The sequence below is a fragment of the Foliimonas ilicis genome (genome assembly GCF_039939195.1).
Taxonomy (GTDB): Bacteria; Pseudomonadota; Alphaproteobacteria; order Rhizobiales; family Rhizobiaceae; genus Foliimonas; species Foliimonas ilicis.
The window spans coordinates 975,614-988,129 of record NZ_JBDUUH010000001.1 but is presented as its reverse complement, the minus strand read 5'-3'; the positions used below and the strand labels follow the sequence as shown (position 1 = coordinate 988,129).

Sequence of the window (12,516 nt, the reverse complement as noted above, 5' to 3'; positions counted from 1 at the left end):
TCAGCCCTCCCCGAGCAGCGCAGCAGGCACGGCGCCAAGCTGGACGGGCTCTGGCTTGTCTAAACCAAGAGTCCCGTCGGAAGGTGCGATCGGCGGGTACAGCTTCGCCTCCAGCCAGGCCAAGCCTTCGGCGATATAGGTTGGGGTTTGCCAGTTCTCATCGCCGGCAAGCAGACTCATGGCGAAATCAGTCTTTTTGAAAGTACTGGAGCGGATCCGTTCGTAGATCGTCTGGTATGCGGCATCGAGGTCGTTGGGGATCGCCTTTCCGATCGTAATCTTCCCTTCGCGCAGCAGCGAGAAATTATCGTACGCGAACGCCTCTTCGAGTGTACGCGGCCGCATCATGAGCTGGTTGTCTTGATCCGTGACGGTGATGTCGTACTGAAAGGCGATGCAGCAGTCCCTCTCCTCACTAATTTTCTCGTCCGCTCCCAGAGCCATAAGTTCGTCGACGGTCGTCTTGCCCAAAATATTCTTGAGGCTCGCATTCGAGGTTCGGGCGTACGGCGTATCACCGCGACAAGCGCTGGCGGCAGCGTCCGGAGTCACCGAATCGAGGTCCGTGATCACGAGATAGGGAATGCGTAGAAACGAGAGTAGACCCTCGAACCGGTATGCATAGGCGCCGCCGACTTCGAGTACCGTCAGATAAGATCTGCGCAGTTTGTTGGCGGCCTTCTCAATCATCATAGGGAGGAGCAACTTTTCAACTGCACCCTCGACGAGGATCGCCGCGTCAGCGAAGAAGAGATCGCAATGGGTCAGGCGCAAATAGCGCTTTAGAAAATCGAGAGCCTCCTGGGGCGACACGACGTCTCCATTGACAATGTCCCCTTCCGGATGGAACGCGCGAAGGCTGCGCACGTCCGATACGTTACGGATGCTGCCCAGCGCATCGTCGTTCGCCGCATGGCAACGCTGGAAATAACGCACCTTCGCGAAATCGACGGTGTCGAGGATATGGGAGGAGTGAGTGGTCAGGACCATCTGGGGGACTGCGCCGGAGAGCCCGGCAGCCTCGGCGGAATCCTTGATCACTTTCCAGATATTGGTGATGAAAGTCTGCTGCACCTGGGCGTGGAGATGGACCTCGGGCTCCTCAATGAAAATCAGGAGGCACAGCGGCCGATTTTCCGGCGTCGCGAGCCACTGCGAGTGAAAGTGGCGAACCTGGATCGCCATATAGATGAGATTCTTGAACCCCAGGCCGTTGTAGAGTTCAGGCAACTCGTGCTTGCGGGCCGGGTCTACGTACAGAAGCTCGGTATTGCCCTTGAGGGCGGTTTCCGGACTGAGTGACGAAATGATCCTGAGGTCCCGGTCATTAACGGACGGTACGCCCAGACCTTTGATCAGATCGATAAGGGGCGCGAACTGGACCTCGTAGTGATCGGTCAGGCGCGAGTTATTCTCGTCGATGACCTTGTGAGCATCGGCCGCGGGACCGGCGTCCTGAAGGTTCTTCCGGTAGAAGGCAGCAAAGGCCGTCGAAAGCCGGTTGCTCCGGCTGCTGTCATCATCGTTGATGTTGCGCTGCGCGTCGACGAACTCGACCCGAACTAGGTGCTTCAGAAGGCGCTTGCCTTCTTCTGGCTCAATCGCGGCAGCGTGGATGGACTCATTGTCGTCCTCGTCCGTGCGCCGCGCCAAGGACGCGAAGCGGACGATGCTGTGCCGGGCGAGGTTGGTGTCCATCGCCAGATACTGGAAAAGAGTCTTGCCCTGGCTGCCATCTTCCTCGGGAGGATAGGCGGCATTGTAGGCCGTCCGGAGCTTCGCCGGGTCCGCGAAGCCAAAAGACAGCCTAAGGCCAACGCGCTCGAAGTCTTCGAGATTGGGCAGAAGCGAGAAGACACGGCCGTAGGCGACCGACTCCGGGTCGATCTCGAACCATAGATCCAGATGGATTTCGGGCAGGTCCGAGGAGGCTCCGCTGGCCGAAAAGGCCTCGAAATCGGACATACGCGACACCGAGAAATCGTGGACCCTGAACTCTCGCCCCCCAAGGAAACAGCGAAATATCGCCGTCGCAGAAGTCTTCCCGCTGTTGTTGGGACCAACGAAGAGCGTCTCTTGGTCCTCAATATCGATCTGGACATTCTCGAGGCGCCGGAAATTGCGGATCGCGACCGATTTGAGCTTCATGCTCCCCCCTGGCGGTGTGATTTGCTCTGCTCACCACAGGATTCTGGCTTGGCGCGCAAAGCGATTCAATAATGAAGAAACACGTAAATACAAATGTCAATAATAGTCGCTTTCGGCCATAGATTTCGATCTATCTCACTTCTCGCACTGTCTTTGTGAACCGTCGTTCTCAGTATGCAAACAAATATTCAATTACAGCTAGAAGAAAAGTCAGCGCTCAGAGCGTTTCCCCGAATAACTGAACAGTGGGATCTGATCACAGACCTGTCACAGAAACTGGCCACCGTCGGGCAACGCGATGTTGCTATCCCGCTGCCCCATGGTCGCAGCGATAAATTCAACCATAGCTCGTCCACGCATGATCGGCGCAGGCAGCCGCCAAAGGTCTCAAGAACGCGCGATCTGCATATCGATGCGATCAGGGTGGAAACACGGGATTTTCGATGAAACCGGCCGATGACGATCCCTGCGCCGTCTCTCGAAGCGCCAACTGCTAAATCAGGGCTCACAGGCCATCAGGTCCGATGGACCAACCCGCAATCTCCCTGTCGACGAACCGCCACTGCTCTTCCAGGTCAGCCAAATCAGCGGTTTCGATCAACGGATGATCAAGGCCAGCAAATTGGTCACCAATGTAGGTCGCCAATCCCGCCCCGCCCTCATTGGCGAACCAGGCACCGACAAGATCAGCAATCTCCTTCAACTGCTTCAAAGTCTTTTGCGCATCACGAATGTCGAAATTATCGAGTTCCTTATGCTCGCGGCTCTGCTTATTGCCAGCATGGGCGACATGCGAACTAACGTGCTCAGCGATCCGGTCCAGATCGACAAGACGTGCCTCGATCCTCGCGAAAACGGCGGGCAGCATGAGGTCACCCTCGGAGCGACTTGAAGGTGCAACACCACTCAGGAAATCGAAATGTCGATGCGCGGCATCACTCCTGACAAGATCAGGCGATCCCCACACCACGCCACCCTTCGCGGCACTGAGGGCTTCATGCTCTTCCTGTTGCAGCCGCTCCAGATCGTAATGGGCTCCAAGAACCTGCTCGACATAGACACGCCTGTTAAGCCAGGATTGACACGCCTCCACATCCTTGATCACGGATCGAATGGAATAGACGCCCTTAGGACCACTTAACGGCCCCCTGTCCAGAAGCCTTCGTGTGCCGAGAAGCAGGCCAGACCAGAAGCCCTCCGAGACCATGTTGAAGATCATTTGGTTCAGCGGCGGACGAGCGCCCCGGGCATCATTTGCGAGGCGAACGATCCGCACCGTTGTCCGAAAGGCCGCGTAGTTCCACAGCAAGTCCTGAATAGTCTGGTGGATACCGGTTCTCTTGTCGGCGAACGCGTCCCGCCACATCGCTATGCGTTGAGCATTCTTTTCATTCTTTGCTTGCTGCCCCCTCATATGAACTACAACGGCTCCCCTCTACGACCTTCTTCGCGACTATAGCGCAAATGCTCCCTCTGTTCAGGTTGTGATGTGGGGGAAAGCCTTCCCCCTGATCGGCACTGACGTTGCCGACACACCCCCATCAGCGGGGAAACCCCGCAACGCCCCCTGAGAGTTAGAGTACGGACGGGTTTTCCGTGACGGGTTGAGGGCTGGAGAAAAGGTCTCCGGCGCCCGTCGCGGAGAACCGCAATGTCCAGACATGACCGCGCCACACGCACCGGATCGAGCCGGACGAACCTCTACGACGAAATCACCAACAAGATCATCGTCGAGCTGGAAGCTGGCCGCGTTCCATGGGTGCAGCCTTGGGGTAGGTCGAGCGCGACAGCGCCGCTCGGCCTGCCGAGAAACGCCAGCACGGGCCGAAACTACAGCGGCATCAATATCCTCATACTCTGGGGCGCCGTCATGCAGCACGGTTTTCCCGCCCAGGGTTGGCTAACATTTCGTCAGGCCCTCTCGCTCGGCGGCAACGTCATGAAGGGGGAACGCGGCACCACAGTCGTCTATGCCGACCGCTTCACGCCCGAAGACGAGAAGCGTCGCGCCCGAGAAACCGGCGAGGAAGCCCACGCGATCCCTTTTCTGAAGCGCTTCACCGTGTTCAACGTGGCGCAATGTGAAGGCCTGCCAGAGGAGTTCCACGCCGTCGCGCCGCCGCCTCCGCCCGACCTCATCGAGCCAAGGGTCGAGGCGCTGATCAAGGCGACAGGAATCGACTTCCGTATCGGCGGCGACCGGGCCTTCTATGTCCCGACCCAGGACTATGTGGTCGTACCGCCGCCCCAGGCCTATTTCGAGCCGATTAACTGGCACAGAACTGCCCTGCATGAGGTCGGGCACGCCAGCGGCCACCACAGCCGGCTGAACCGTGATCTGACCGGGTCTTTCGGCTCGAAGAAATACGCCTTCGAGGAAATGATTGCCGAACAGATTTCGGCCTTCAGTTGTGCCGCCCTCGGCATCGTGCCGACCGTGCGCCACGCCGATTATATTGGATCGTGGCTGGACGTGATGCGCGAGGATTCCCGCGCCATCGTCCGCGCCGCCAGTCAGGCCAGCAAGGCGGCCGACTGGCTGCTCTCCTTCGTCCCTGAAGACAAGCGATCCAATGGCGAGACCGAAACCATCATCGACAGGAGGGCGGCATGATCCTTCTGACCGATGGACTGCGCGAGCAGCTTCTCGCCAATGGCCGCCAGCGCGATGTCGATCATATGCCAGTGGTGAAGTTCTTCAATCCACTCGGCGAAGGCGTCTGGCTCGCAACCGAACTAGACGCTGACGGCGACACGCTCTTCGGCCTTGCTGATATCGGCTATCCTGAGCTTGGCTATTTCTCGCTCGAGGAGATGTCGTCGATCAGCCTGCCTTTCGGCATGGGGATCGAACGCGACATACTCTTCACCGGCAATCTGCCGATCTCGGTCTGGGCCGAGGCGGCACACCACGCGGGCAGCATCCGCGCGGCCGAACGCATCATCTATGCTGCGGCCCGCGCTCGACGGGAGGGCATATGATGCGCTTCCGTCGCTGGCACAGACCGGAACCCTATGGAGACACGTCGCGCAAACGCGCGGCGTTCCTCCGCAAGCAGCGCCTCCAACGCGAGGCATTGCCGCTCTTCGCTGAACAGATCGCCGCAGGCCAGCACAGTGTCGATGAAGAAATGGCCCGCCGCGCCATCTGGTGGGACGAGGCCGAACGGCATCGTCGCGACCAGCGGGCCGCCTGGTGGCGAAAAGGTCGCGCACGGCTCTTCGCCATGCCCGACGTACTGCGCAGGCGTGTCCGCGACATCTGGTGGACCTGCCCCTATCCGGCGGACCCGGCGAGCTTCGCCGACTTCCTCCATCAGATCGCAGTCAGAAAACTCGATCCCCAGCGGCCTCCATGGATATTCCATCAGGAACCCGCGGCGCGGATCACGCGCAATCCGGCGGCCTTCGGTGACGCCTTCCGCCAGATCGGCCGCAAAAAGGTCAGCGACGGATCGAATGCAGCACCGCCCGAGGACCTGCTGTTCTGCGGCAATCTCGGCGGCGGGATTCTCTTCCTGACCCGTCGGGTCCGGCTCATCGATACAAACGAAAGCCTGTACTTCTCATCCGATCATTATCTGCGTCACTCCCATGCCGGTCGCGTCCGCCAGTGGATCGAGATCGAGGTGCTTGGGGAATGTTCTGAGGCTGACCGCATATTAATCGAACACCTCGCTCAGGCCGCTGATACACGGCCCGTTCTTGTTCGGCGCATCAAGTCTGGCGGCACAATCCCCAATCATACGACACCGCAAACAGAGTGAGAGGAGTGGGGGGACTTTCGTGACGGGTTTGAGGTCGAGAGAGAGCCTCTCGGCGCCCGTCGCGGAGAAAATCCCAATGGCTACTACTGCTCAGAAAATCATCCTGTCGTCCTCGCGCGACATCCCCTTCAACAAGCTGGTGCTGAGCCAGTCGAACGTGCGCAAGGTCAAGGCCGGCGTGTCGATCGAGGAACTGTCTCTGGACATCGCCCGGCGCGGCCTGCTCCAGGGTCTCAACGTGCGCCCCGTGATCGACGCCGACGGCAATGAGACCGGTATGTTCGAGATTCCCGCTGGCGGCCGTCGCTATCGCGCGCTCGAACTGCTGGTGAAGGCCAAGCGTCTGGCGAAGACCGCACCCGTGCCCTGCGTCGTGCGCGAAGCCGGCAGCGACATCCTGCTCGAAGACGACAGCCTCGCTGAAAACATCCAGCGCGCCCCGCTCCATCCGCTCGACCAGTACCGGGCCTTCCAGGATATGCGCCTCAAGGGCATGTCCGAGGAGGAGATCGCCGCAGCCTTCTTCGTCTCGGTCAATGTCGTGAAGCAGCGCCTGCGCCTGGTGTCCGTCGCGCCCTCTCTGCTCGATCTCTATACGGAGGACGGTGTGACGCTCGAACAGCTCATGGCCTTCACCGTCAATCCCGACCATGCCCGTCAGGAACAGGTCTGGGACGCGATCAAGAATTCGTGGTCGAAGGAACCCTACCAGATCCGCCGGATGTTGACCGAAACCACGGTACGCGCCTCCGACAAGCGGGCGCAGTTCGTCGGCATCGACGCCTATGAGGCTGCCGGCGGCATCGTGCTGAACGACCTGTTCCAGTCCGACGATGGCGGCTGGCTGCAGGATGTGAGCCTGCTCGATCAACTCACCGACGACAAGCTCAAGGCGGAAGCCGAAGCGATCGCCGCCGAGGGCTGGAAGTGGGTCGATGCCCGGGTCGAAGTCCCCTATGGCTATGGCCACGGCCTGCGCCGTCTGATCGGCACGACAACGTCTCTGACTGAAGAGGAACAGGCCACCTTCGATGCCCTGACCGCGGAATATGAGACGCTGGAAGCCGAATATGCCGAGGCCGAGGAATATCCCGAGGAGGTCGATGAGCGCGTCGGCGAGATCGAAACCGCTCTGGCCGCCTTCGAGGATCGTCCGGTGATCTACGATCCGGCCGACATCGCGCGCGCCGGCGTCTTCATCAGCATCGACCGCGACGGCAACCTGTCCGTCGATCGCGGCTACGTTCGCCCCGAAGACGAGGCGCCCGGAGCCGTGGAGGGGGCTGACGGCGTTGATGGTACTGAACCCGATGGCGCAGTTTCGTCGATCCCTGCCACTCAGCGCGCGGTGATCACCGTGGGCGGGCAGGCAACCGAACCCGAGGGGGAGGAAGACGTCATTAAGCCCCTTCCGGAACGGCTGGTCTCGGAACTGACGGCGCACCGAACCCTGGCGCTGCATGATGCGCTGGCGAACAATCCCCATGTCGCCATGACGGCGCTGCTGCACAGGTTGGTGATGGAGCGCTATCACTATTCCGCTCCGAGCGGATGCCTCGAAGTCACCGTGCGCCATCACTTCTTTTCGGTGCAGGGAACGGACCTCAAGGACAGCCCGTCCGCCAAGGCCATCACCGCCCGCTACGAAGACTGGAAGGCCGATCTTCCGACCGACGACGACGCTCTGTGGGACTGGATCGCGGGACTCGACGACACCAGCCGCATGGCGCTCCTCGCCCATTGCGTCGCCTATGGCGTCAATGCGCTCTACGAGAAGCCCAACCCGTACGGCGGCAACGGCGTCTCGCAGCACGGTCTGGAGACGCGCATGTCCCATGCCGACCGCCTGGCGCGTGCAACCGGCCTCGACATGGTGGAGGGCGCCGGGTGGCGGCCGACGGTCGAGAACTATCTCGGCCGCGTTACCAAGCCCCGGATCCTCGAAGCCGTGCGTGAAGGCGCAGGCGAACGGGCAGCCTCGCTCATCGAGCACCTGAAGAAGGGCGATATGGCCAAGGAGGCCGAGCGTCTGCTCGCCGACACCGGCTGGCTGCCCGAGCCTCTGCGCCTGTTCGAGGAGACACAGGCCCCCGAAGACGTCGACGTCGAGTCGGCTATCGAGGCGTTGCCTGATTTCCTCTCTGGTGACGATGACGACGTCGGACACAGCGACATCGAGGCGGTCCACCTGATCGCGGCTGAATGATCCTTACCGGCGGGGCGGCTCCGGTCGCCCCGTTTCTTCTCCCTCCTTCCATCAGGCCCGGTAACCCGCCGGGCCATTTTTATGTCTGGAGACCAAGAATGTCCGCGTCACTCGTGTTCGATATCGCCCCCTTGGGGGCCCTCATCGCCTATACTGACGGCCAGCCCAAACCGCCCTCCCGCTTCACCAGGAAGCTGGCGGCCTGGGAACGGCGCAACGGCGTTGGCCGTCTCGTTCGCAAGGAACCTGCCCGCGAACGCCCGACCTATTCGAGCCCACCGTGCTTCACTTTGCATGAAGGAAACTTCGGCCAGGGCGGCATCATCCTCGTCACCGTCATGCGCACCTACGGCATCGACAGCGATCTCACCTTCCGCGTGGTCGAGCGCCCGCGCGTCGGCCAGGTGCGCGTCGTGCAGGACATCGGCGACAACGTCGAGCTGCTGCATCTCGTCGAGACCCAGGAAGCTGCCGAACTCTGGCTGGCGAAAGCAGGCTACAGCCGTGCGCGTCTCGAAACCATCACCGCCGATGAGGTCGGCGCCGATGTCATCGAAGGCCGGGCCGCCGCCTGACCTTGTGCCTTTCCCTTCCCCTGGCCCGCTGTCGCATGACGGCGGGCTTTTCGTTTCAGGAGAAAATCCATGGCCATTCCCGATTATGCCCGCACCAATTTCAACACCCTGCTGCGCGCCGCTGGCGACGGCAATCTCGCCCTGATGGAGTGCCGCGACGCCGCGACGCGCGAACCTCGCTACGTCCTGTGCGCCGTAAGCCGCTCCGGTGACGGCGAGATCGTCATGACACCCTTCGGCCACCTGGCCGATTGCAATCCCTATGACGCCTACCTGCCGCCGGACCCAGGCGATCCGGACGGATTCCAACCGAAGGCGGACGCGGCATGATATCCGTTGACGAAATCTTCGCGGACGACCTTCGCAATCTCCCCTCGGAGCGGTCGCTTCCGTGGGAGGAATGTCGTGACGGCGTCACCGTCGTCGTCGAGCCAAAACCGCATTGGGCCAGCGACATGCGGGCCTTCAAGCTCAACACCCGTGAGTATTGCGCCTATCGGGACTGGCTGGCGGCAGGATCGTCCACCCGCTTCTATCAACATATCGACACGAGTGGCGATGACGTCATGCTGAAGGCGAGAGCCATGATCGCCCGCGAGATCGCGGAGGGTCTTTGGCGCTGACCGCACTCTGGATGCGGCGCACGGGACGTGCGTCATGCCGGAAGCCGTTTGCCAAAGGAAGGGATCGATTTCGAGTTCGACCTGCGGCCCATTCCCACTTCCATAGCGATGTGAGACCTGTGAGGCCGGGAAACACGCCAGTCATCAGGTCCGGATCGTGGCGAGGCCGGCACAGCAAGACATCTGCATAAGGGTTTCCGGCTCCTGTCAGATGCGAAACACCATCCCCCGCTTCCATTCGCTGACCTTGGTCTGATCCGTCTCTTCGTCAATCAACCCGTGAAGGGTCGGCTTACGCGAGCGTGCCGCCCTCGCGGATTCGGACGAGCCGAACGCACGAGGGTGATTGCAGATCCGGTCAGACACTTCGGGCGCCTGTCGCGCGGGGGATGGTCTCCCGCCTCCAAAAGACAGGAGCTGGAACCATGTCCTATGCAGATGCCACCGCTTTCGCCGCCAGCCTCGCCGCTACCCTGATGGTCTCGATCGTCGTGTTCCAGGCCGGTGACGGCACCCACGGCGCCATGCCCGCCGGCGAATTCGACGGCGACGAGGCCATGGTCGAATTCGAAATCGATCCCTTCCAGTGAGGCGCTAGCGCCTCACTTCCATCAGCCCGAAGCGCATCGCGCCCGGGCTTTGCCGTGCGGTTGGCCGAGGCCACGCACAGGCAGCGGCGCCGAAGCATGGCTTCGACCGGTCATCCGTCAGAAGAGTGAAAGGACGGCTTGGGCCGGGGGAGTTCGGATTGGCCAGGAGAGCGCTGTCCGAACGTCTTTCCTTCCGCTCTCAGGAGAAACAGCCCATGTCCACCGAAACCGCCACGCCATGCCTCGCGATCCTCGTGCCGGAAGATCGCCGCGCGAAATTCCTGCCAACCCTCTTTGGCCTGCCACTCCTGACCGTGGCCGAAAATGCGGTCTATTCCATCATGGAACGGCTCAGTCCCCGTGACTATGGCGGCGGCTTCTGGAATTTCTACGAAGACAAGGACGGCCCCTTGTTCCTCGCGCCGACCTCCCACCCGCGTTTCAGGATCGAAAGCGGGATCACGGAGTATCGCGGCGATGTTTCGGCGGAAGCCGCCGGCATCATTGCCACGCTCTTTGCCTTCTCGCATCTCTCCTTCCGCTACGAATCCGACCGCCTCGCAGAAGGCTACCAACGGCTTCACAGCTATTCGGCCCGCCACCCCGAGGCCTCGGAGATTTTCCAGGCCATCGACTGATCGCCATAAAGCGTCCCGTCCCCGGCGGGGTGCTTTTTTCATGCCGGCCACGGCCGCCATTCGCTAGCGATGAGAGGAAGAGATCGGCCGGTTTGGCCGTGACGGATTGAAAGCGGGAGAGAGGCTTCCGCTGCCTGTCATGGAGTGATCCCGATGCTCAGCACCTCATACGCTGCCCACGCCGTTCCTGCAGGAAAACTCGCGTTCGATCAGTTGATCGCGCGCCTGCGCAGCGCGGCGCGATACCCCCTTCGCGTCGCCTGCATAGGCACGGCCACATTCGTCGACGATGACATCACGGCCGACCCGATCTCGTTCGATCGCACCATCCATCTTGCCGAATGCAGTTCTCTTTCCGAAGCGATCAGCGAAGCTGAAACGCGCATCGCCCTGGATGATATCTCGTTCGGGAGCCGCGCCGTCATTCGCTACGCGCCACGCGTCATCACCATCGTGGACCGCGACGGATGCCTTGTCGCCGCCGGCGAGGTTCGCTCAGGCGCGATTGGCTGGTGCGAGCCCGTGCGATGCGACGGCGAAGCCCGCAAAGTGGTCACAGAAGCCAGTCGGTTACGCGGCCAGGCCATGGTCGAGGCCGGCTCTCACAATCACGACGACGCCAGACGCCTGCGGTTCGGCGCCAGCGTGCTCGAAGGGCGGCTGGTCGACAGCTTCTGGCGTTAGCGCGCCCGCGCTGCGCTTCGCCAGGCTGCCTGAATTCCCTTTCCATTTCCCAATCCACGCCCGGCCTTCGCGCCGGGTTTTCTTGTTTCAGGAGCCTGTCATGGCCGACTATTTCACCCGCTTCTCCTGCCTGCTCGACGTCGGCACCGCCGAGAACGCCGCGCGCGCACTCGAACTCTACAATGCCCTCTGCGACGAGAACGCCGCCGAAGATCCCCCGTCGGAAGGCTTCCTGCTGTCTATCCAGCCCGAGCACGGAGGCACGCATCTCTGGATGCGCGATGACGGGACCGGCGATCCCGAGCATGTAATCCGGTTCGTCATGCGCTGCGCCGCCGAGTTCGGCCTGACCGGGCGATGGGGCATCCAATACGCCAACACCTGCTCGAAGCCGCGGATCGACGGCTTCGGAGGTGGGGCGCATGTGCTCAACCTCGCCACCGGTGAGACGGTGGATTGGATCTATACCGATGGCTGGCTTGCCACCGTGCTGGATGGAGCTGATTCCGATGCCTGAAATCATCGAAACCACCGTCTATCGGCTCGAAGAGCTCTCCGATACGGCGAAGGACAAGGCGCGTGCCTGGTATCGCGAGGGCGACTTCGACGACCACTGGCATGATGCCGTCTACGAAGATTTCCAGCGCATCGCGGAAATCATCGGCATTACCTTCAAGACCCGCACTGTCCTCCTGATAGGCGGCGGCGTGCGGTACGAGCCGCGTATCTGGTTCCGGGGCTTCTGGTCACAAGGCGATGGCGCCTGCTACGAGGCGCATTATTCTTACCGGAAGAACGCTTCGGCCGAGATCCGGTCCTATGCTCCTCAGGACAGCGCGCTTCACTGCATCGCCGACGCCCTGCAAGCCGTCCAGCGCCGCAACTTCTACCAGCTTCGCGCCGAGGCCACGCATCGCGGTCACTATTACCACGAATATTGCATATCGATCTCGGTCGAACGCGATAGCCCGACCTGTCAGGACATGACAGCCGATGCCGAGGAAGTGGTGACCGAGGCGATGCGCGATCTCGCCCGTTGGCTCTATCGACAGCTCGAATGCGAATACGAACATCTCAATTCGGACTCCGCCGTCGACGAGACCATCGTGGCAAACGATTATACGTTCACAGCAGCAGGTCGCCGTTTCGGATGAGAACCATCAGCGCCCCACCCGTCGGTTGGGGCGCTTTTTCACGTCCACCATCGCTGATCACCTGAGAGGAAGAGGAAGGCCGGGACGGGTTTGAGCCTGTGCGGTCCAGAGAGAGCGCAGCCCAGGCTCAT

14 protein-coding genes are annotated in these 12,516 nt (G+C 61.4%); 12 read left to right on the top strand and 2 right to left on the bottom strand.

The features are described from left to right. Positions 1–2,148 carry an ATP-dependent nuclease gene (locus tag ABFT80_RS04980; RefSeq protein ID WP_347970716.1) on the bottom strand — a complete coding sequence of 716 codons (2,148 nt, stop codon included), beginning with the start codon at positions 2,146–2,148 and terminating at the stop codon, positions 1–3. Between the two features lie 505 nt (positions 2,149–2,653). Continuing rightward, positions 2,654–3,562 carry an AbiU2 domain-containing protein gene (locus ABFT80_RS04975; RefSeq protein WP_347970715.1) on the bottom strand — a complete coding sequence of 303 codons (909 nt, stop codon included), beginning with the start codon at positions 3,560–3,562 and terminating at the stop codon, positions 2,654–2,656. A 237-nt stretch (positions 3,563–3,799) separates the two neighbouring features. Here ABFT80_RS04975 and ABFT80_RS04970 point away from each other — a divergent pair, with 237 nt between their 5' ends. The 12 genes from ABFT80_RS04970 (at position 3,800) to ABFT80_RS04915 (ending at position 12,385) form a co-directional block, all read left to right on the top strand. Then, positions 3,800–4,762, top strand: a complete 963-nt coding sequence (locus ABFT80_RS04970; RefSeq protein ID WP_347970714.1) for an ArdC family protein — start codon at positions 3,800–3,802, stop codon at positions 4,760–4,762. Next, positions 4,759–5,130 (top strand): DUF2958 domain-containing protein, encoded by a 372-nt coding sequence (locus ABFT80_RS04965; protein ID WP_347970713.1) that lies wholly within the window; start codon positions 4,759–4,761, stop codon positions 5,128–5,130. The genes ABFT80_RS04970 and ABFT80_RS04965 overlap by 4 nt, the downstream gene beginning before the upstream one ends. Next, positions 5,127–5,915 (top strand): hypothetical protein, encoded by a 789-nt coding sequence (locus ABFT80_RS04960; protein ID WP_347970712.1) that lies wholly within the window; start codon positions 5,127–5,129, stop codon positions 5,913–5,915. The genes ABFT80_RS04965 and ABFT80_RS04960 overlap by 4 nt, the downstream gene beginning before the upstream one ends. Positions 5,916–5,991: 76 nt before the next feature. After that, the gene (locus tag ABFT80_RS04955) at positions 5,992–8,121 is read left to right on the top strand and encodes a ParB/RepB/Spo0J family partition protein (RefSeq protein WP_347970711.1); all 2,130 of its coding nucleotides are present in this window, start codon (positions 5,992–5,994) and stop codon (positions 8,119–8,121) included. 98 nt (positions 8,122–8,219) lie between these two features. Further along, positions 8,220–8,696, top strand: coding sequence for a hypothetical protein (locus ABFT80_RS04950; protein ID WP_347970710.1), 477 nt, complete (start codon positions 8,220–8,222; stop codon positions 8,694–8,696). 69 nt (positions 8,697–8,765) lie between these two features. Then, positions 8,766–9,026: a DUF6117 family protein gene (locus tag ABFT80_RS04945; RefSeq protein ID WP_347970709.1), complete on the top strand. Its 261-nt coding sequence runs from the start codon at positions 8,766–8,768 to the stop codon at positions 9,024–9,026. Next, positions 9,023–9,319, top strand: a complete 297-nt coding sequence (locus ABFT80_RS04940) for a hypothetical protein (protein ID WP_347970708.1) — start codon at positions 9,023–9,025, stop codon at positions 9,317–9,319. Before ABFT80_RS04945 ends, ABFT80_RS04940 begins: the two co-directional genes overlap by 4 nt. Positions 9,320–9,744: 425 nt before the next feature. After that, positions 9,745–9,909: a hypothetical protein gene (locus tag ABFT80_RS04935; RefSeq protein ID WP_347970707.1), complete on the top strand. Its 165-nt coding sequence runs from the start codon at positions 9,745–9,747 to the stop codon at positions 9,907–9,909. Between the two features lie 215 nt (positions 9,910–10,124). Next, positions 10,125–10,547, top strand: a complete 423-nt coding sequence (locus ABFT80_RS04930) for an antirestriction protein (RefSeq protein WP_347970706.1) — start codon at positions 10,125–10,127, stop codon at positions 10,545–10,547. 153 nt (positions 10,548–10,700) lie between these two features. After that, positions 10,701–11,231, top strand: coding sequence for a hypothetical protein (locus ABFT80_RS04925; RefSeq protein ID WP_347970705.1), 531 nt, complete (start codon positions 10,701–10,703; stop codon positions 11,229–11,231). A gap of 100 nt (positions 11,232–11,331) precedes the next feature. Continuing rightward, positions 11,332–11,748 carry a hypothetical protein gene (locus tag ABFT80_RS04920; protein WP_347970704.1) on the top strand — a complete coding sequence of 139 codons (417 nt, stop codon included), beginning with the start codon at positions 11,332–11,334 and terminating at the stop codon, positions 11,746–11,748. Then, the gene (locus ABFT80_RS04915; RefSeq protein ID WP_347970703.1) at positions 11,741–12,385 is read left to right on the top strand and encodes an antitoxin of toxin-antitoxin stability system; all 645 of its coding nucleotides are present in this window, start codon (positions 11,741–11,743) and stop codon (positions 12,383–12,385) included. Before ABFT80_RS04920 ends, ABFT80_RS04915 begins: the two co-directional genes overlap by 8 nt. Positions 12,386–12,516: the final 131 nt, after the last annotated feature.

Excerpts from the sequence above, each read along its gene's own strand:
- ABFT80_RS04980 (WP_347970716.1), bottom strand. The coding sequence starts at position 2,148 with ATGAAGCTCAAATCGGTCGCGATCCGCAATTTCCGGCGCCTCGAGAAT.
- ABFT80_RS04960 (WP_347970712.1), top strand. The coding sequence starts at position 5,127 with ATGATGCGCTTCCGTCGCTGGCACAGACCGGAACCCTATGGAGACACG.
- ABFT80_RS04920 (WP_347970704.1), top strand. The coding sequence starts at position 11,332 with ATGGCCGACTATTTCACCCGCTTCTCCTGCCTGCTCGACGTCGGCACC.
- ABFT80_RS04950 (WP_347970710.1), top strand. The coding sequence starts at position 8,220 with ATGTCCGCGTCACTCGTGTTCGATATCGCCCCCTTGGGGGCCCTCATC.
- ABFT80_RS04915 (WP_347970703.1), top strand. The coding sequence starts at position 11,741 with ATGCCTGAAATCATCGAAACCACCGTCTATCGGCTCGAAGAGCTCTCC.
- ABFT80_RS04930 (WP_347970706.1), top strand. The coding sequence starts at position 10,125 with ATGTCCACCGAAACCGCCACGCCATGCCTCGCGATCCTCGTGCCGGAA.
- ABFT80_RS04935 (WP_347970707.1), top strand. The coding sequence starts at position 9,745 with ATGTCCTATGCAGATGCCACCGCTTTCGCCGCCAGCCTCGCCGCTACC.
- ABFT80_RS04945 (WP_347970709.1), top strand. The coding sequence starts at position 8,766 with ATGGCCATTCCCGATTATGCCCGCACCAATTTCAACACCCTGCTGCGC.
- ABFT80_RS04925 (WP_347970705.1), top strand. The coding sequence starts at position 10,701 with ATGCTCAGCACCTCATACGCTGCCCACGCCGTTCCTGCAGGAAAACTC.
- ABFT80_RS04975 (WP_347970715.1), bottom strand. The coding sequence starts at position 3,562 with ATGAGGGGGCAGCAAGCAAAGAATGAAAAGAATGCTCAACGCATAGCG.
- ABFT80_RS04955 (WP_347970711.1), top strand. The coding sequence starts at position 5,992 with ATGGCTACTACTGCTCAGAAAATCATCCTGTCGTCCTCGCGCGACATC.
- ABFT80_RS04965 (WP_347970713.1), top strand. The coding sequence starts at position 4,759 with ATGATCCTTCTGACCGATGGACTGCGCGAGCAGCTTCTCGCCAATGGC.
- ABFT80_RS04970 (WP_347970714.1), top strand. The coding sequence starts at position 3,800 with ATGTCCAGACATGACCGCGCCACACGCACCGGATCGAGCCGGACGAAC.
- ABFT80_RS04940 (WP_347970708.1), top strand. The coding sequence starts at position 9,023 with ATGATATCCGTTGACGAAATCTTCGCGGACGACCTTCGCAATCTCCCC.